The 19,648-nt window shown below is 43.8% G+C and carries 15 protein-coding genes and 1 tRNA gene; 12 read left to right on the forward strand and 4 right to left on the reverse strand.

Translation table 11 applies throughout. From position 1 onward, the window contains the following. The first annotated feature begins 100 nt into the window (after window positions 1-100). From DIU38_RS32240 to DIU38_RS32275, 8 genes are all read left to right on the forward strand, one after another. Window positions 101-171: transfer RNA gene (locus DIU38_RS32240), tRNA-Gln, on the forward strand. 154 nt (window positions 172-325) lie between these two features. Next, entirely contained in the window at window positions 326-1,270 is a 945-nt protein-coding gene (locus DIU38_RS32245) for a ribose-phosphate pyrophosphokinase (protein ID WP_091166935.1), read from the forward strand. A gap of 130 nt (window positions 1,271-1,400) precedes the next feature. After that, entirely contained in the window at window positions 1,401-1,985 is a 585-nt protein-coding gene (locus DIU38_RS32250; RefSeq protein WP_112658996.1) for a 50S ribosomal protein L25/general stress protein Ctc, read from the forward strand. A 150-nt stretch (window positions 1,986-2,135) separates the two neighbouring features. Further along, entirely contained in the window at window positions 2,136-2,696 is a 561-nt protein-coding gene (gene pth / locus DIU38_RS32255) for an aminoacyl-tRNA hydrolase (RefSeq protein ID WP_090529151.1), read from the forward strand. Window positions 2,697-2,800: 104 nt separating this feature from the next. Then, window positions 2,801-5,257, forward strand: coding sequence for a TonB-dependent receptor domain-containing protein (locus DIU38_RS32260; RefSeq protein ID WP_112658998.1), 2,457 nt, complete (start codon window positions 2,801-2,803; stop codon window positions 5,255-5,257). A 115-nt stretch (window positions 5,258-5,372) separates the two neighbouring features. Further along, window positions 5,373-7,844, forward strand: coding sequence for a TonB-dependent receptor domain-containing protein (locus DIU38_RS32265; protein ID WP_167516332.1), 2,472 nt, complete (start codon window positions 5,373-5,375; stop codon window positions 7,842-7,844). A 133-nt stretch (window positions 7,845-7,977) separates the two neighbouring features. Further along, entirely contained in the window at window positions 7,978-8,328 is a 351-nt protein-coding gene (locus DIU38_RS32270; RefSeq protein ID WP_110585677.1) for a Spx/MgsR family RNA polymerase-binding regulatory protein, read from the forward strand. A gap of 414 nt (window positions 8,329-8,742) precedes the next feature. Further along, window positions 8,743-10,737: a M1 family metallopeptidase gene (locus DIU38_RS32275; RefSeq protein WP_112659002.1), complete on the forward strand. Its 1,995-nt coding sequence runs from the start codon at window positions 8,743-8,745 to the stop codon at window positions 10,735-10,737. Window positions 10,738-10,998: 261 nt separating this feature from the next. Here the strand turns inward: DIU38_RS32275 and DIU38_RS32280 are convergent, their stop codons facing one another. After that, window positions 10,999-12,366, reverse strand: a complete 1,368-nt coding sequence (locus tag DIU38_RS32280) for an IS110 family RNA-guided transposase (RefSeq protein WP_243770601.1) — start codon at window positions 12,364-12,366, stop codon at window positions 10,999-11,001. A gap of 425 nt (window positions 12,367-12,791) precedes the next feature. On the opposite strand from DIU38_RS32280, the gene DIU38_RS32285 reads away from it, so the two are divergent. The 3 genes from DIU38_RS32285 to DIU38_RS32295 all read left to right on the forward strand — a co-directional run bounded on the left by DIU38_RS32285 (window position 12,792) and on the right by DIU38_RS32295 (window position 15,550). Next, the gene (locus DIU38_RS32285) at window positions 12,792-13,634 is read left to right on the forward strand and encodes an oxidoreductase (RefSeq protein ID WP_112657841.1); all 843 of its coding nucleotides are present in this window, start codon (window positions 12,792-12,794) and stop codon (window positions 13,632-13,634) included. A gap of 177 nt (window positions 13,635-13,811) precedes the next feature. Beyond that, window positions 13,812-14,129, forward strand: coding sequence for a hypothetical protein (locus tag DIU38_RS32290; protein WP_112657843.1), 318 nt, complete (start codon window positions 13,812-13,814; stop codon window positions 14,127-14,129). An 11-nt stretch (window positions 14,130-14,140) separates the two neighbouring features. Then, the gene (locus tag DIU38_RS32295; protein WP_112657845.1) at window positions 14,141-15,550 is read left to right on the forward strand and encodes an ATP-dependent DNA helicase; all 1,410 of its coding nucleotides are present in this window, start codon (window positions 14,141-14,143) and stop codon (window positions 15,548-15,550) included. Window positions 15,551-15,754: 204 nt separating this feature from the next. Here the strand turns inward: DIU38_RS32295 and DIU38_RS32300 are convergent, their stop codons facing one another. Then, window positions 15,755-16,489: a LytR/AlgR family response regulator transcription factor gene (locus tag DIU38_RS32300; protein ID WP_112657847.1), complete on the reverse strand. Its 735-nt coding sequence runs from the start codon at window positions 16,487-16,489 to the stop codon at window positions 15,755-15,757. After that, window positions 16,486-17,601 carry a sensor histidine kinase gene (locus DIU38_RS32305; protein WP_112657849.1) on the reverse strand — a complete coding sequence of 372 codons (1,116 nt, stop codon included), beginning with the start codon at window positions 17,599-17,601 and terminating at the stop codon, window positions 16,486-16,488. The genes DIU38_RS32300 and DIU38_RS32305 overlap by 4 nt, the downstream gene beginning before the upstream one ends. A gap of 358 nt (window positions 17,602-17,959) precedes the next feature. Between DIU38_RS32305 and DIU38_RS32310 the strand changes: the two genes are divergently transcribed. After that, window positions 17,960-18,148, forward strand: a complete 189-nt coding sequence (locus DIU38_RS32310) for a hypothetical protein (RefSeq protein WP_149354211.1) — start codon at window positions 17,960-17,962, stop codon at window positions 18,146-18,148. Between the two features lie 417 nt (window positions 18,149-18,565). Here the strand turns inward: DIU38_RS32310 and DIU38_RS32315 are convergent, their stop codons facing one another. After that, window positions 18,566-19,564: an ABC transporter ATP-binding protein gene (locus tag DIU38_RS32315; RefSeq protein WP_112657853.1), complete on the reverse strand. Its 999-nt coding sequence runs from the start codon at window positions 19,562-19,564 to the stop codon at window positions 18,566-18,568. Window positions 19,565-19,648: the final 84 nt, after the last annotated feature.

A 19,648-nucleotide genomic window follows, 5' to 3' on the forward strand; every position in this document is an offset into this window, starting at 1 on the left:
TTGAGTTAATAATGACTTTTTTTAAAATTCTATTTTGAGAATCAAATATTCGCGCTATATTTGCATTCCTTTTCGGGGAGTAAAACAAACCAAAGGAGATTGCCTGATAGTATAATGGTAGTACGACGGTTTTTGGTACCGTTTGTCTAGGTTCGAATCCTGGTCGGGCAACAATAAAATTCGGATTTCGGATTTTCAATTTCGGATTTATTCTGATTGGAAAACTTGAAATCCGAATTGTGTTTTATAACGGTTGTATTTGTAAAAGATCAACGGTGAAGGACAGGTAAAATCCGAAATCGAACATCCCAAATTCAAAATCAAAATGCCCTTACAATTTAACCCGGTTAAATTATTTTCAGGATCAGGTTCGCAGGAACTTGCGCATCTTATAGCTGATGCTTATGGTCGTGAGTTAGGTGAAGTTGTGATATCGCGTTTCAGCGATGGCGAATACCAGCCGCATTTTAATGAATCTGTAAGGGGATGCGATGTTTTCCTGATCCAGTCAACCCACCAGCCTACCGATAATTTAATGGAGTTACTCATGATGATTGATGCCGCCCGCCGCGCTTCAGCACATTATGTAAACGCCGTTATACCTTATTTTGGTTTGGCCCGGCAAGACAGGAAAGATAAACCACGTGTTGCCATTGGTGCAAAACTGGTAGCCAACCTGTTAGTTGCAGCCGGCATTAACCGTATCATGACCATGGATTTGCACGCAGCGCAGATCCAGGGATTTTTTGATGTTCCGGTTGATCACCTGGATGCTTCTATCATTTTTGTGCCTTATATTAAAAGCCTCGGTTTAGGTCACCTTACCATTGCATCGCCTGATATGGGCGGTTCATACAGGGCCCGGAGCTTTGCCAAGTTCTTTAATGCCGAAGTGGTAATTTGCGATAAACGCCGTAAACGTGCCAACGAAATTGAAGCCATGACGCTGATAGGGGACGTTACCGATCAGGACATCGTACTGATTGATGACATTTGCGATACCGCGGGTACGTTAGCAAAAGCAGCCGGACTGATCATGGAGCGTGGTGCACGCAGCGTTCGCGCGGTTTGTACACACCCGGTATTATCAGGTAAAGCTTATGAAACTATCGAAAATTCGGCTTTAACCGAACTGATAGTTACCGATACGATCCCGCTTAAACAAAGCAGCCCTAAAATAAGGGTACTTTCAACCGCCGAACTGTTTGCAAAAGCGATAAGCAACGTAAACGAACACGGTTCGATTAGTACCTTGTTTAAGGTGGACTAAGAAACCTCTCCTAAATCCTCTCCAAAGGAGAGGACTTGAAAAGGTTAAAGTAGAATTAAAATATCCTTATGTAGCCCTCTCCTTTGGAGAGGGTTGGGTGAGGTTTAAATAAATAAACAAATAAATAAAAATGAAATCAATTGCTATTAGCGGTTCTCTAAGAGAGAACGTAGGGAAAAGAGACGCAAAAGAGCTGCGTTACAATGGCCAGGTGCCTGCAGTTCTTTATGGTGGTGCTACCCAGACCCACTTTTCTGTGTCCGCAGCTGATTTGAGAGCCGTAGTTTACACTCCGGTTGTTCATTTCATCGATCTGGAAATCGCCGGTGTTAAATCACAAGCTATCATCAAAGATATCCAGTTCCACCCACTAACTGAAAAAATCACTCACATTGACTTTTTATTGTTAGATGAGAAAAAACCTATCACCATCGAGATCCCAGTTAAATTAACCGGTACTTCTCCAGGTGTTAAAGTAGGTGGTAAGCTGGTTCAAAAATTAAGGAAACTGCGTATCAAAGCGCTTCCTAAAGATCATCTTGATGCTATTGAAGTAAGCATCGAGTCTTTAGAAGTTGGTAAATCAGTAAAAGTATCTGATATTAAATTAGAAAACTTAACTATCACCAACGCTAAAGAAGATACCATTGTTTCTGTAACTACCTCACGTGCATTACGTCAGGCAGAGCAGGAAGCAGCTCAAGGTAAAAAGTAAGCCCCCTAACCCCCTGAAGGGGGAACAAGCGGTGAAATTTAAAACAGCGGTAGAGTAATTTCTATCGCTGTTTTTGTTTGAGCAATAAATAATATCTTCGCATAAAAATTTAAGCTAATCAAAAATTCCCCCTTTAGGGGGCCAGGGGGCATGAAATATTTAATTGTAGGTTTAGGAAATATTGGTCCGGAGTATGCGGATACCAGGCATAATATAGGTTTTATGGTTTTGGATGAACTGGCCAGGCAAGAGGGAGCGAGGTTCCAAAACTCGCGGCTGGCTTATTATACCGAGGTATCGTTCAAAAGCCGTACGCTTTGCCTCATTAAACCTACTACCTATATGAACCTGAGCGGAAAAGCCCTGAGCTATTGGATGAAAGACCTGAAAATTCCGGTGGGGAATGTTTTAGTTATCGTGGATGACCTTGCCCTGCCGCTGGGTACCTTACGCTTAAAACCCAAAGGCAGTGCCGCCGGGCATAACGGCCTTAAAAATATTGAAGAGGTGCTTGGCAACAATAACTACGCACGCCTGCGTTTTGGCATTGGTGATAATTACCCCAAAGGCCGCCAGGTTGATTTTGTGCTGAGCCCGTTTGATAAAGACGAACAGCCCGAACTGCCTGCATTGATCGATCGTTCGATAGAGATGGTGAAGAGTTTTGCAACTATTGGAACCGAACTTACCATGACCCGTTATAATAAGTAACAACGTCGTTACAAACTAATATTTTAGTTAAAATTCCGTTCAAATCGTAATTCGTGTTGTAACGCACGGGTGTGTACTTACGTCTTGTAAACCTAAATAACCTTATGAAACAAATCCTGCTAACGGTACTTTGCTGTTGCTTTTCTACCTTCTTATTTGCTCAAACAAAAGCTCCCATCGCTCCGGCAGTTCCTAATATTATTGTAAAAGGTATTGTCATTGATTCGGCTAATAACAAACCTATGGGGTACGTTACTGTTGCGCTCCAGGATGCCGCAACCAAAGCCCCGGTAAAAAGTACGCTTGCTAAAGACGATGGCAGTTTTGAACTAAAAGCGCCAGAAGGTAAAACTTACCAGTTAGTTGCTGTTTTTATTGGTTACGCCACCAAAACTATTCCGGTAAAACTTACAAATAATACATTTATTGCAGGCCGGATCCTGCTTTCGGCATCGAGCAAACAATTGAAAGAAGTTACCGTTACCGCGGTAAGGCCGGTAATGAAACAAGAGGTCGACCGCCTGAGCTATGATGTAACTGCCGACCCGGAAAGTAAGTCTATCACCGCGCTGGATATGATCCGGAAAGTACCTTTGTTATCTGTTGATGGCAACGACGCTATCAAGCTACGGGGTAATGATAATTACAAGATCCTGATCAATGGAAAGGAATCGGCCATGATGGCCAAGAACCCATCGGACGTGCTGAAATCCATGCCGGCTGCCAATATCGAAAAGATAGAAGTAATCACCACGCCGCCCGCAAAATATGATGCCGAAGGCCTTGCGGGGATCATCAATATAATCACCAAAAAAAATGCCGACCAGGGGTATAACGTAAGTATCAATACGGGGTACAATAGTGTTTATGGTGAACGGGGCAATGTTAACCTTACCTTGAAGCAAGGGAAGTTTGGTTTTAGCGGCTATGCCGGTTATAACTACAGGCCCTTGCGTACGTCATCGTTCGAGAACATGACCACTTTTTTTAAGCCACAGTCAACCGATCCGCAGTCAACACTTAGTCAAACAGGTACAAGGGGCAACACTGGCAAAAACCTGTATGGCAGCGGTGAGTTAAGTTATGAGGTAGATACCCTGAACCTGATTACCGGCATGTTTGATTTTTATCATGGCAAAAGCAATCAGCATAATTATCAGGTTACTACCCAACGCGATAGCGCCGATGCTGTTACGCAATTTTACCGTTTGTTTAACAATGGCACGGGCGAATTTAAAGGATCGGATATGGGGCTGAATTACCAGTTAGGCTTTAAAAAAAACAAGGAGCAGCTGCTTACCGTATCCTACAAATACAATTATAATAACAATCTTCAAACCAGCGAAGCCACAAAAGGTAATGACTTTAGCGGCGAAGGTGTCCCTAAAGATTACAGGCAATACAATAACTCAGGTTCAAAGCAGCATGCTTTTCAGTTAGACTATATCCAGCCTTCAAAAATTCTTACCGTTGAGGCCGGTGGTAAAGCAACTCTGCGTAATAACTATAGCCAGTTTAATACTGATGTAAAAAGTGACGTGGATAATGAGTATCACGCCGATACAGCGCAGGTGAATAATTTTACCTATAAACAAAATATTTACGGTGTGTACAACTCCTATTCGGTTAAGTTAACCAAATGGGCTTTTAAAGGCGGTATGCGGTTGGAACATACCACGGTTAACGCCGATTTCGCGGTAGGGAAACCAACCGTTAACCAAAACTATGATAATTTTGTACCCTCGGTATCGGTACAACGGAGCCTGAAAAGCAGCAGTCTTACACTTGGTTTTACCCAACGCATTCAACGCCCCGGTATTTACCAGCTTAACCCATATACTGACCAATCCAACCCGCAATACCGTAACGTTGGTAACCCTAACCTAAGGGCCGCGGTAACCAATAATTTTGAATTAGGCTACAGCAATTTTGCCAAAGGCTCCATCAACCTGAGCACCAATTACTCGTTTGCCAATAACACGGTGCAAAATTTAGCCTCGGTTGATACAGCAGGAGTTACTACTACCACTTACGCTAACGTAGGCTCGAACAAAAACTGGGGCTTTGATTTGAATGTGAATTATCCCATCACCAAAAAACTGAACGTGAATATAAATGCCGAATTACTGTTTGTTTGGCTGAAGGGCTATTACAACGGCTCGCTTTTCAGCAACAGTGGTAACCAGGGGCACATTTTTACTTATACCAGCTACAAATTTGATGGCGGCTATCGCGCCGGCTTAAACATTGGGTATGACAGCCGTTATGTATTGTTGCAGGGAAAGGACAATTATTTCTTCTTCAGTTCCATCAGCGGAACCAAAACGATGTTTACGGAAAAGGTATCATTATCATTAAATGTCAACAACCCATTTAAAAAGTTCAACAAGCTCGACTTTTATACCAAAGGTGATGGCTTTGAAACTTACACCGCCAACAACAATTTTTATCGCACTATTAATGTGAGCCTGAGCTACAAGTTCGGCAGGCTTAACAGCAGCATAAAGAAAAATCAACGTGGTATTAACAATGATGACACCAGCAGCGGAAGCCGCAATTAACAACTTTAGTAACTAACCCGTTACCTGGCAGTGGCAAACGTTAAAAAGTGTTAAACGCATATTTTTTGGTGTCACGCCCGGGTATCTTAAACGTCTTATGACCAAAATCGCAATTATGAAACAATTTCTACTAACAGTGCTATGCTGTTTTGTCACGGGCATGGCTATGGCCCAGGCTGCCGCACCGGTTCCTGTTCAAAATATAACCGTTAAAGGCACCGTGATCGATTCGGCAACTAATAAGCCATTGGGGTATGGCACTGTCGCGCTACAGGATGCCGCTACCAAAACTCCGGTGAAAAGTACGCTCGCCAAAGATGACGGCAGCTTTGAGCTGAAAGCTCCCGAAGGTAAAACGTATCAGTTAGTAGTAGCTTCAGTAGGATATGCAACCAAAGTGCTCCCGGTGAAAATAGATGGTAAAACGTTTGATGCAGGGCGGATCCTGGTGGCAGCATCAAGTAAACAATTGAACGAAGTAACTGTTACCGCCGTTCGGCCGGTTATGAAACAGGAGGTTGACCGCCTCAGCTATGATGTTACTGCAGATCCGGAAAGTAAAGCGGTATCTGCATTGGATATGATGCGGAAAGTACCGCTTTTGGCTGTGGATGGCGATGATAACATTAAATTAAAAGGCAGCGGTAAATACAAGATCCTGATCAACGGAAAAGAATCGGCGTTGATGGCTAAAAACCCATCAGACGTGTTAAAAGCAATGCCGGCTACCAACATCGAAAAGATTGAAGTGATCACCACGCCGCCTGCAAAATACGATGCCGAGGGTTTAGCGGGTATTATCAATATCATTACTAAAAAGAACGCGGATCAGGGGTATAACGGCAGTATCAATATGCGCTATAATAGTGTATGGGGCCCTGGCTATAACCTGAACATGACTGCCAAGCAAGGTAAGTTCGGAGTTTCGGGTTATGCAGGTTTTGGTAACCAGAAGCGTAATACCAATACATCAACCACCAAACAAACTTTTTTTGATCCTGAATCAAGCATCCTACAAACAGGCAATAATTCATTTGGCGGCAAGTATCGTTACGCCAATGCCGAGCTAAGCTATGAGATAGACACGCTAAACCTGCTTACCGGTTCATTTGAGTTTTTTCATGGCGAATTTAATCAGGACGGATCACAGAGATCGGCTCAGACAAATGCCCTTGGCGACCTCACACAGGGTTATAACCTGTCAAGCAACGGTTACAATCATGATCAGGGTCTCGACGCGTCTATCAACTATCAGTTAGGGTTTAAAGGGCATAAAGATGAGTTGCTTACTTTATCCTACAAATACAGCTACGGGCCGAGCAAAAATTTTACTGATAACCAGTTTTCGGACAGGGTTAATTATTACAATGCCCTTCAGCCCGATTTCAGGCAATATAATAATGCAGGTAACCGTGAGCATACTTTCCAGTTAGATTATGCTTATCCATTGAAGAAAATCAGTATTGAGGCCGGCGGTAAAGTGATCCTGCGTAATAATTTCAGCGATTACAGGCGCGAAGACAAAGATTCAACCAGTTCGGTATATAATGTAAATGCAGGACAAACTGGTGCGTTTGATTATCACCAGGATGTGTACAGTGCTTATAACTCATACCAGTTAAAGATGGATAAATGGACAGGCAAGGCGGGCTTGCGTTTAGAGCATACGCAGGTAAATGCCGTGTTTACAGGTACACCGCTCGATAAAAATTATAATAATTTTATCCCTTCGGTATCTATCCAGCGGTCGATGAAAAGCAGCAGCATCAGTTTGGGCTTTACCCAGCGCATCCAAAGGCCGGGCATTTACCAGTTAAACCCATTTATTGATAAATCCAACCCTAAATTCATCAGCACCGGTAATCCCGATCTGAAGCCGGAGCTGAACAATACTTTTGAGTTGAACTATAGTAATTTCTCAAAAGGATCAATCAATGTCGGTTTGAGCTATGCGTTCTCCAACAATGCTATCCAAAACGTAACCAGCCTGATTCAAAACAACATGGGCGATCATATTGATACCGTTACGTTTACTACGTACCAAAATTTGGGCAGCAACCGATCACTTGGCTTAAACTTGAATACCAATTACTCAATCACTAAAAAGTTTACGGTTAATATCAACGGGCAAATTTCGCACGTGTGGTTAAAGGGAACTTATAACGGCCAGTTTTATAAAAATGACGGTTACACCGGCAACGCTTTTGCCAATATTGGCTACAAATTTGATGGCGGCTATCGCATTGGCCTCGATGCCGGTTTCTTTAGCGGGGATGTTACCTTACAAGGCAAGTCAAGCAATTTTATTTTTAACTCTTACGTACTCTCTAAAGAGTTCCTGAACAAAAAGCTAACCATATCAGCGGTAGCCAACAACCCATACAGCAAGTACCGCACCTTCAGGTCAACTACGCACACAGTTGACTTTGACCAGGAATCGTTGTATCATAACCGCTACAGGAATTTTGCCGTGAGGTTAAACTTTAAGTTTGGTAAACTGAATGGCGATATCAAAAAGAACCAGCGTGGCATTAATAACGATGATACCAAAGGCGGAGGAAAAAGCAATGGCGGCGGCAATGGTTAATTGCTGATAGATATTTGTTAGGAGAGGCGCGTAATGGCGCCTCTTTTTGTTTTTTATCGCCATATTACATAACAACAGGCGAGTTGAAAATAGTGCCTGCTCATCATATATCGAAATCCGTAAATTTACCCCCATGAAAGTTTATGGAATTACCAATTGCAATACAGTAAAAAAAGCCCTCGATTGGCTTAAAGAAAATAAAGTAGCTTACGATTTTCAGGATTTTAAAAAGCTTGGAGTAAGTACCGAAAAACTGCAGGAATGGGACACCAAAGCAGGTTACGAAAGATTTTTGAACAAACAGGGCCTTACCTGGAAACAGCTTGACCCCGCGGTTAAAGAAAGCATCAAAACCAATACCGACGCGCTACAATTATTGCAGCAAAAAACCAGTATGATCAAACGCCCGGTTATTGAGGATAATGGTTTCCTTTTCTTCGGCTTTGATGAGAAGGTTTATGCCGATCATTTTTTGGGGAAATAAGGGGAGGAAGATGAAATTATCTCGTTAAAAAAAAAGAATGTCATTGCGAGCGCAGCGTGGCAATCTCGTAGCCAATGCATGTCCGATCTGCATAGCTACGAGATTGCTTCGTCGCCCCGATTGCTTCTGCCCATGCCGCTCCTCGCAATGACATTGCTTTTTGTCAACTTTCCGACAGATCATCATCTTCCGAACACCTATGGTGACAACACCAACAACGGCGTAGTATCTAACGCGTCCCTAATTTTTTAGCAATTGTCGGTGTTGTCACCAACAATAACCAATTCACCTGATAAGCAGCCTTTAAGCACGAAATCAATTCCTTAATAAATCGGTAACAATCGTTTTACCAACCTTTTGCTTCTGCTTAATTTGTAGTATACTTGTTCCTTTACGCAATTTATTTGACTGAACATGAAACTAAAACTGATGGCAGGTTGCAGCCTTGCCTTTATGTTGGCCGCAGGGGTGAGTTATGCCCAGCAGCCAGCGCCTACCACCACTACTCCCCCCGCCGGTTCTGTTTACGATTATCACGAAACTTTTGGTCCGGGCTTTTACACTAAAAACGGTACCGAATTTCGCGCAGCCAGCGGCGAACCAGGATATAAATACTGGCAAAACCGTGCCGACTACCAGTTGGCTGCCAAACTGAATGATCAAACCAACGAAATTACCGGCTCGGAAGTTTTAACGTATACCAATAACAGTCCGCAAACATTGGGCTTTATGTGGATGCAGTTGGATCAGAACCTGTTTAAGCTTGATTCACGAGGTACAGCCATTGTTCCCCCGGCAGGTAGCCGTAACTGGGGCCGCGGCGAGGCGTTTGATGCCGGTTATAAAATTAAATCGGTAAAAGTTGCCGGCGCGAAAGGCGAATACGTTGATGCTAAATTCCTGATCACCGATACGCGGATGCAGGTTTTCCTTCCAAAGGAAATTGCGGCCAACGGCGGACAGGCTAAACTGAAAATTGAATACTCTTTCGTTTCTCCAAATTACGGGTCGGACCGTATGGGCTATCTGCAAACCAAAAATGGTAAAGTTTATACTATTGCGCAATGGTATCCACGCGTATGTGTGTATGACGACGTAATGGGCTGGAACACCCTGCCGTATAGCGGCCCGGGTGAGTTTTACCTGGAATACGGTGATTTTGACCTGAACATTACTGCTCCTGCAAACCATATCGTAGTAGCATCCGGCGAATTATTAAACCCGCAGGAAGTATATACCCCTGAGCAATTGAAACGCTGGGCAGCTGCCGAAAAAAGCGAAAGCACAGTGATCATCCGTTCGGCTGCTGAGGTTACCGATCCCAAATCGCGCCCTGCCGGTAAAACCCAGTTAACCTGGCACTTTAAAATCAAGAATGCCCGCGACGCTTCATGGGCTTCATCTGCAGCATTTATTATCGATGCTGCCAAGATGGACCTGCCAAGCGGTAAAAAATCAACTGCTATATCTGCCTACCCGGTTGAAAGCGACGGCAACGATGCCTGGGGCCGTTCAACAGAGTACGTTAAAAAATCTATTGAGTATAACTCATCAAAATGGTTCGAGTTCCCTTATCCTGCTGCTACTGCGGTTGCAGGTATAGTGGGTGGTATGGAATATCCAGGCATTGTTTTCTGCGGAGCGAAAGCAAAAAAGGCAAGCCTTTGGGGTGTAAACGATCATGAATTTGGTCATACCTGGTTCCCGATGATCGTAGGCTCAAACGAGCGCATGTACGGCTGGATGGACGAGGGTTTTAATACGTTCATCAATACGCTTTCTACCGCTAACTTTAACAATGGCGAGTACAAAAACACGAGGGTGCCGGATATGCATACTATCGGTGCTTTCTTTACCAGGCCCGATCTTGAGCCTGTTATGAGCCAGCCGGCTAACTTAAAAGAGAGAAACACTGGAACCCTGCTTTACTCAAAGCCAAGTGCCGGTTTAGTATTGCTGCGCGAGCAGATCTTAGGCCCGGAGCGTTTTGATTTCGCCTTTAAAACCTACATTAACCGCTGGGCATTTAAACACCCAACTCCCGACGACTTTTTCCGCACGATGGAAAATGCAAGCGGCGAAAACCTGCAATGGTTTTGGAGAGGCTGGTTCCTGAACGACTGGCGTTTGGATGTTGCTGTGAGCGATGTAAAATATGTTGATAACGATCCAACCAAAGGCTCGCTGATCACTTTAGATAACCTGGGTAAAATGGCAATGCCGGTTATCCTGGAAGTTAAAACCAAAGATGGTAAAGTTGACCGCGTAAAACTGCCGGTTGAAATTTGGGAGCGTTATGCGTCATGGACATTTAAATATCCATCAACCGAAGAAATTGAATCGGTTACTTACGATCCTGATAAAGTATTACCGGATTACAATCCCGAAAATAACGTTTGGAAAAAATAACCTCTCTGGATCTCCCCTCTAAAAGGGAAAACTAAAAAAACGGCGATGAGTGTTAATTCATCGCCGTTTTTGGTTGGTTACTGTTGATGGGAAATGAAAGACGGGTGTAAAAAAGATGTCATTGCGAGCGAAGCGCGGCAATCTCGTAGCTATGTTCAGCGGCTTTGCATATCGTAGAGGCATAACGACGAGATTGCCACGTCGCCCGGATGCTCTTTTGCCCTTGCTGCTTATAATGACGTGCCTGTAAGACATTCATAATCAAGCTGCATTTTGGAGAGTAAGACCAAGTTTTTGAGCTTCTTTTTGCAGACGGCTGATCTTTCTTGCCTTTTGTAATTCGATATCCTGTTGAACTTTACTGCTATCGTAAGCCTGTTGTTTGAGTATCATATTATAGAATATCACGGCTATTTTCCTGGCCACTGCTTTAATAGCTTTAGCCTTTCCTTTGGTTGCAGCTAATTTTCGGTATTGCTGTCCTAACGGGCCCTTGCTTTGCCATAGGCAGTTTGCCGCAAGCCTGAAAGCCTGGGTAGCCGGGTTGTGTGTGATCCGTTTTTCATAGCCTACCAGCTTGCCTCCTGTTATTTTAGGACGGGGCGACAGGTTTAACCAGCTTGTAAAATGGCCTGCGGTAGGCCATTTGCTCATATCGGGCCCTGTTACTGCCAGTATCGTTAGCAGGCCGATCTCATCCAGGCCTTCCACTGCTGTCAGGTCTACGCCTAATATGGCTATTAGGTAATCTTTTAAGTTGATATGATATTGATTCTTGCGGACCATGCTCTGCTTCTTTGAGCTTTTTATCTCCGGTGCCAATAGTTTAAGCGTTTGTTCGATGTGCTGCTCATAATAAAGCATCTGCTCTTTAAAAAAGTCGTATGCCTTTAGGCTGCCCCTGAGTGTATTGATCCGGCTGTCCCGGTAGTCTCCTTCAAGAGAATGGAGCAATTCCTGCTGACTTGCTTTTAGCCGTTTATGATCGATGCTACAAAGCAGTTTTTCGGGATCTGAGATCCCTGAGCAGATCATCCGCAAAAGCTTCATACCGCATACACCTTCAATATCGCTGATCAGGTGCTGGAACTTGATATTCATTTTGGTCAGGGTGTTTTGGATACGGTTGAGTGTATCGCTTTTCTGGTCCTGGCAGATCTGCCTTTCATGGATATATTGCCGCAGGTCCTGGTAAAAGGCCGGCGCAATATGTGATTCGCGTAAAAGGCCATGGGTAAGCAGCTTATGCAACCACTGCGCATCATTAATATCCGTTTTTCGTGCCGATACATTCCGATAATGGCTTGGGTTGATCATCACCACCTTTATGCCCCGGGACTCAAGGATACTATGCAGGGGCATCCAATAGTTGGCGGTTGATTCCATCGTTACGATCTCCACCTTTTCCCCCTGTAGCAAGTCGGCCAGTTTATTAAGACTGGAGGTAAAACTGTCAAACTGTTTCAGGTGGATCTGATCCCTGGAATCAGTGTAAGATACGACCATGAGCATACTCCCTACATCGATCCCGGCTGATCTGGGGTAAAGAATCCCAAATCGTTCCATCTTTTTTGAACCTGCAGGAGTTCCTGCCCCCTTCTTCTTTTTGTTTTGTTTAGCTTTGCCCATATTTTTAAAAAACAGGGCAAACTCTGCCGCTTTAAAAAGTCTAAGCTTAAAAGCGCGGTAAACCACCAGTTGGTCAGAACTGGTGGTTCCCTATAATGTTTTTTGCAAAAAGCGACAGTCCCAAACTCGCAAGCGGGCTCTTAAAGGCCCCAAGGGTTATACGGGGTGTGTAGTTTGCCCGATGTTCAAGACAAATATCTTACTTCTCATCGCAATGCATGTCATTTCATTTTTTTTCAGGGCTCCCCTGATGGTTACTCGCAATGACATGGTTTATTTTCTAATCCTTCTCCTTTATGCCGTTATTGGTTAAAGCCCTCTCCTTTGGAGTTGGTTAGGTAAAGGCAGCTTTTGCAACAATGAACTTCAACTGACAAACAATTGAATACAACACCGTTATTTTACAATATCAAACACAAACTATCATGAAAAATAAAGTATGGTTAATAACTGGTTGCTCAACCGGTTTTGGCAGGGAATTGGCAAAGCTTGTTTTGCAATTAGGTTATAGAGCCGGTGTTGCAGCGCGCAATACAGATGACATAAAAGATATCGTTGACGGTTATCCTGAAACAGCAATAGCTCTGAAGCTTGATGTCACAAAAGCTGATGATATCAAAGCGGGTGTTGATACTATAACACAAAAATTCGGCACTGTTGATGTATTGGTTAACAATGCAGGTATCGGCTATTTTGGCGCTATTGAGGAGAGCGAAGAGGAGGAAGTAAGGCGCATGTTCGAGATTAACTTCTTCGGTCTTGCCAACACGACCAAAGCTGTTTTGCCAATTATGCGTGCGCAGAAAAGCGGCCATGTGGTTAATATCGCCTCTATAGGCGGATTAGTGGCTTTTCCCGCAGTAGGTTTCTATAATGCAACCAAATTTGCTGTCGACGGTTATTCCGAAGCGCTATCTAAAGAAACCAAACATCTTGGTATTAAAGTTACGGTGATTGCACCGAGTGGTTTCCGTACCGACTGGGCCAGCCGTTCGGCTAATAACAGTAAGATCGTTATTGACGACTATAAAGAAACAGCAGGTACAAACAAAAATAATATCCGCGGCTACAGCGGCAAGCAGCCGGGAGATCCGGAACGTGCTGCCAAAGCTATTGTTGACGCTGTAGAAGCAGAAAACCCGCCCTTGCGTTTATTATTAGGTAAAGCAGCATTGAAAGGGGCGCGCAATAAGCTGCAGGAGTTACAAAAGGATTTTGATACCTGGGAGGCGACTACCGTAGGCGCCGATTTTCCGGAGGGGGAGTAATCACATTCAAAGAAAATGTCATTTCGACGAGGTACGAGGAGAAATCTTGTACACCTGTTATGGCGGACATGCAAGTTCGCTAAACCGGCGTATAAGATTTCTCCCTGTAGTCGAAATGACATAATTATTTAAATCTTCTTCGTTTTCGTAAATTGCATCCACAATAAACGGAAGCCTATGGGACAGATTGTAATTGTTGCCTATAAACCCAAACCGGGCAAACAGGAGGCATTGAAGCAACTCATGAAAACGCATGTATCCCGCCTTCAACAGGAGGGGCTGGTAACCGATCGTGAATCAATCATCATGGAAGCAGCCGATGGCACCATTATTGAAGTTTTTGAATGGCTGAGTGCCGAAGCCATTGCAAATGCCCATCATAATAAAGCCGTACAGCAAATGTGGGGCGAATATGCTGAGGTATGTGATTACGTTCCGCTAAATACATTGAAGGAGACCGGAGATTTGTTTGCCGGTTTTATGCCCGTTAGTTAAAAAAGATTCCTGTGCCTGTTACTTTAAATACAGATCAAAAAGCCGCTTTCAAGGCAATCCAAAAATTTCTTGATCATCCTGCTGCCGATGTTTTTGTGCTAAAGGGTTATGCCGGCACGGGTAAAACCTTTTTGATGCAGCACATTGCACAATGGCTGAAAGAAAAAGAAAGGAAGTTTTGTATGCTGGCAGCAACAGGCAGGGCCGCCACGGTTTTAAGGGGTAAAACGGGGTTCTCCGCCTCAACAGTTCATGGCGAGTTATATAATTTTGATAAGATAGACGGCCTTGACGAGGAAACACTGGCCGAAAATTCGGCATCTGGCATGGCCGGACAGATGACCATGCAGTTTTCAACCCGCTCTGCAGATGCCGAAACCACCATTTATATAGTTGATGAGGCTTCGATGCTTTCAGGTACGCTGACTGATGGCAATGGCTTTGCTGTTTTTGGTTCGGGGATCCTGCTCCAGGATTTTTTTCAGGTGGCTAATAAAAGCAAGATTATTTTTGTCGGCGACCCCTGCCAGTTGCCACCCGTAGGGCAAAGCTTTAGCCCAGCGCTTGATACAGACTGGCTGGCTAAAAATCAGCGTTTCCCGGTATCTGTTAAACTCTCAAAAATAGAACGTAATAAAGATGACAATGATATTTTGGTTTTGGCAGGAGCTATCCGCACCATGAGCGAAAGCCGGGAGCGCATCAAATTTCCAAAGATCCCGGCATCAAATCTTAATAACGTAAAACTTCACCCTACAGATGATGTTATGTTTAACCTGTACGCGGCAAATTATAAGGCGGCCGGCCCCAATAGCTGCCTGGCTATAGCACGCAGCAATAAAAAAGTTCAAATGATAAACCGGGATATGCGACGCGAACTTTTTGGTTCGGGATATGTGCCTTTACAGGTTGGTGATGTGTTGCTGGTGACACAAAATAATTATTCGGTACCGCTAACCAACGGCGATTTTGTAATTGTAAATGAGCTTGAAAAAACCGAACAAAAGCTTGGCATGAAATTTCAAAAAGTGTTGGTTACCGCGCTGGCTTCGGGGAAGGAGTTTAAGATGCTGCTTTCTTTAGATGCGCTTGAAAGCTTAAAGGGAAATCTCACTAACGATCAATCCAAAGTGCTGATCATCGATTTTAATGACCAGATGAAGGCAAAAGGCATTTCTCAAAAAAGTGAACAGTATAGGGAAGCCATGCGCGAAGACCCTTATCTCAACTGCCTTAAAGTTTCGTACGGCTATGCCGTAACCTGTCATAAAGCCCAGGGTGGCGAGTGGAACAATGTTTACCTCTTTTTAGATAAAAGCATGTACGGTTCACCATACTATGAACTTTGCAAATGGTGGTACACTGCCGTTACCCGTGCAAAAGATGAATTGAATTTGGTAAATGACTGGTGGGTTGCGTAGGAATAGCTGTTCAAAAGGAATAAGAAAAAGCGTGGGATTGGTGCGATTCCCTCCCCTGGGAGGGTGCAGGGAGGGGTTTCATAAATAGTGCCTATTAAATAGCAAAGCGTATAAACCCCTCCCTGCCACTACGCTTACCAGCCGCACCCCTCCCCGGGGGAGGGAATGAAAAAAAGCGAACATTTGTAACATTCTAAGGTTTTATCACCCCATCTGCAACCGTTCACTCTTCAGCTTTTTCTGTACATCCTGCTTATAGTTGCGACCGATAGGCAGCTCATGCCCGGCAACATCCATGCTATAGGCATAGAAAGAATCTATTTTGTTTAACGCAACTATAAATGACCGGTGGATGCGTACAAACCTGTTCTCAGGAAGCATCTCTTCGAGCAAGCTGATCTTTTGCCTGGTAATGTGGACGTGGTTATTTACGGCCACTACTTTAACATAATCGCGCAGGCTTTCTATCCATAAAACATCATTGATATTAACCTTAATTGTTTTGCGGTCTACTTTAAGATAAATGAACGTATGGGTATCACTTACAGGTTCTTCATGGGAAATCAGGAGTTTGCCCTTATGCTCGTTTAGCTGATAAATCTTGTCGACCGCCCGCAGGAAACGCTCAAAAGAGATTGGCTTTAAAAGGTAATCAACCGCGTTGAGCTCAAAGCCATCAAGTGCGTATTCGCTGTAGGCGGTGGTGAAAATTACTTTAGGCGGGTTTTTAAGGCTTTTCAGCAGATCGGTACCTTTTATTCCCGGCATCTGAATATCCAGGAACATCAAATCGATAGGTTTTTGTTGCAAGAGGCGAAAAGCTTCAATACCATCATTGCAGGTAGCGGTAACCTCCATCTCGCTGAAGCGCGCAAGGTAGTTTTTCAATACCTCAATGGCATGTGGCTCATCATCGACTATAAGTGTGCGGATTTTCATGCGGTTACCATTTGTTGTGCAGCAGATTGTTTTATGATTTTCAGGTCGAGATCAAGCGCTACAAAAAAGGTATCTTCTTCGTTCACGATCTTCAGGCGTGAGGTATGAGGGTACAGCAGGTTGAGCCTCTTGGTCACATTCTTTAGCCCGATATGCCCCGGCGTATAGCCTTCTTCAACAGGATGTTCGGGTTTGCTGTTGGCTACTTTTAACTTGAAGTGGTTTAGTGTAACACTTATATCAATATTGATCCAGGTAGCGCCTACCTGCTCGCTGGTGCCGTGTTTAAAAGCATTTTCGATAAAAGGTAAAATGAGCAGCGGGGCTATAGTTTTATCTTTCAAATTACCGGTAATGGTAAAGTTAATGTCGATGCGTTCTTCATAGCGAAGTTTTTCGAGCTTTACATATTGCTGCATCATAAATACTTCCTTCTCCAAAAGCACTTCGTTATCTGAGCATTCATAGAGCATATAGCGCAGCAGGTCCGACAGGCCAATTATAGCCTGCGGCGATTTGGGCGAATTATTAAGACTTAACGAATAAAGGTTATTAAGGGTATTAAATAAAAAATGCGGATGTACCTGGGCTTTCAACGCGTTGAGTTCGGCTTCTAATGCCGCCTGCTTGCGCTCATACCACATTTTAAAAAGTTTAATAGCAAGTACAAACCCGGTAAACAGGTTAGTCCCTTTAAATGAATTTACCAGGCTTTGCCCATCTGTTAACTGCTCAAAAAACGGACGTTGGGTTGAGGCGATATAACCGGCATCTGTTACGTGCATCACCCTGATCAGGTAGGGCGCAACAAAAAGGATTCCGATGGTACGGCTAATAAACATACATGCAAACACAAGCGGTATCAGCATCATGAAAAACATCACATATCGTTTTTCAAAAACATATTTGGGCACCAGCCAGTAAGCAATGGCATAGTAATACGCTATTTGTATGGGCATGTACAAAAGGTTATTGCGTAAGGATACCCAAAAATTGGTCTGGAACGAATAAAGCGTCGTGATGAAAAACGATACAATTACCCAAAATATCACGTGCTGCCAAAAGCGCGGCAGCTTTATATTATTGAGCAGGAGATCGAAGCCGGTATTCATATAGCTAATTTACTGTAAAACAGTTTAATTGGGCGGATTTTAGGATAAAAGTGCGACAAACTGCAGTCATTTGATGACGAACTACCTGGAGTAAGGCTGCTTCGGTGCGTTTTTCAGGTCGGATGTTTATTTGTCGTATTAAAATGCAGTTAATCGTAACTGGCGGGTTGTGTGCCTATGCTATTTTCATGCCATTTTACGGGCCCTTATTTTTAGTTTATATTAAAAATAACACCATGAAAAAGTTAATTATCACAGTTTGTATCCTGGCATTTGCAGCAGCTGCGGTGCAGGCTCAAAATAAAATAACAAACGTACGCGGTTTTTGGGTAGTTGAACACAATATTAATTTGCCCGCGTGCAAACCATTAAGTTTTATAACGATAACAATAAGCTGATATACGAAGAAACAGTTTATAGTAAGCTCAACATTAAAAAGAAAAAGACCCGCCTGGCGCTTGACCAGGTCCTTGACAGGTTGAACGAGCGCACCGCCTATGTTGAAAGTAAAAACCTGGTAATGCTTAGCCTTAATTTAAGGCATTAAGATCTTTTTTAAATATACGTTTAAAAACCGGTAGCCAACGCGAGGTATGGCGCCGGTTTATTTTTTGAATCCTTTTTTCTTAAATCTAACCGTCTTGTGTCTTCAGTTCCCCGTCAGCAGGTAAGCTTCGGGCGAAACCGGGCAGAACAATGCCGGCCTGTGCTGCTGTAGGGGCATAGCAAGTTTTTGCAGAAGCGGGGACAACGAGCGAGCGAAGCAGGGCAAAATAATTGCAGCCCGTGGTTATGCCCGGTTTGCAAGGCAAAGGCCTTGAGCGCAAAGAAGCCTATCTGCTGACTTGATTTTTGGTTCTTTTTATCAAGAAAAAGAACAAAGCCAACCCGCGGCGAATGAGCAGGCCGATATCAGTTAACTACAACTAAATATCTTGCTTGCCTTGTAAGCCTAATCGTAGGATTAATACTCCAAATACTTCTCAACCCGTACTGCTACCAAATCTCCCTCGGCATACTTTCCGGTTTCCTCGCTCAAAACCCGTAGGGTAATATCTTCATGCCTAAGGATCAGATCCTCATAAAAACCTTTAAATAACACCTGCTTAACAACCCAGCTTTTGGTTGCCGCTATCAATTTAATTTTGATTTGCTCAGGATAAACAACCGCATATTCTTTGGTTATGTCAATGCCGCAAAAACGGGCCTCATGAGCGGTTAGTACGTTGCAATTGGTGAGCAATTGGGCGGTGTAAAGAAATTTAGGGTGTTTGTACAGTGCCTTGGGATTGCCATGCTCAACAATTTCTCCTTTGTTTATAACAATGAGCTCATCTGCCATCGATAGTACTTCGGCCGGGTCATGGGATACCATGATCACCGTTAATCCGGTTTCTTTAACTATCTGCCTGATATCATGCTGCAGGCCTTCCCTGAACGAAGTATCAACCTGGTTAAAAGGTTCATCGAGCAATAATACCTGGGGGTGGGTAACGATGGCGCGGGCAATGGCTACGCGTTGCTTTTCGCCACCGCTCAGGTCGGCCACCCGCTTATCAGCCATGTTGAACATATTGAGCTGTTTGAGCACCCTTTCAGTTTTCTCCTGTTTGGCTTTGAGATCTGTTGCCGGCAGCATAGCCGCCACGTTATCCCAAACTTTGGCAAACAGGTTAAGATCATCGGTATGCTGGGTTACCATTTTCATGGCATCATGACCGGGGATCAGCTTTTCTTCAGGGCCCCAAATGCGTTCACCTTTAAAGTAAACGGTGCCTTCATCGGGTGAGAGCAATCCATATAACAAGCGTAGTAAAGTGCTTTTACCGCTGCCACTTTCGCCAATAATGGCGGTGATTTTGCCCGGCTCAATAATGAGCCCGGTTTTTTTTACACCGGCCTGCTGTTTTCCCGGGTATATTTTACTTATGGCAACTGCCTGCAAAAAAGGAATCTCTGACATCAGGGGCAAAGATAAACGTTTGAACCATGATTCTGAACCATGATTTGCCTGATTTAAGGATTACAGGATGGCAAGTCATCCATC

The organism is Mucilaginibacter metallidurans (assembly GCF_003286435.2).
Classification (GTDB): domain Bacteria; phylum Bacteroidota; class Bacteroidia; order Sphingobacteriales; family Sphingobacteriaceae; genus Mucilaginibacter; species Mucilaginibacter gossypii.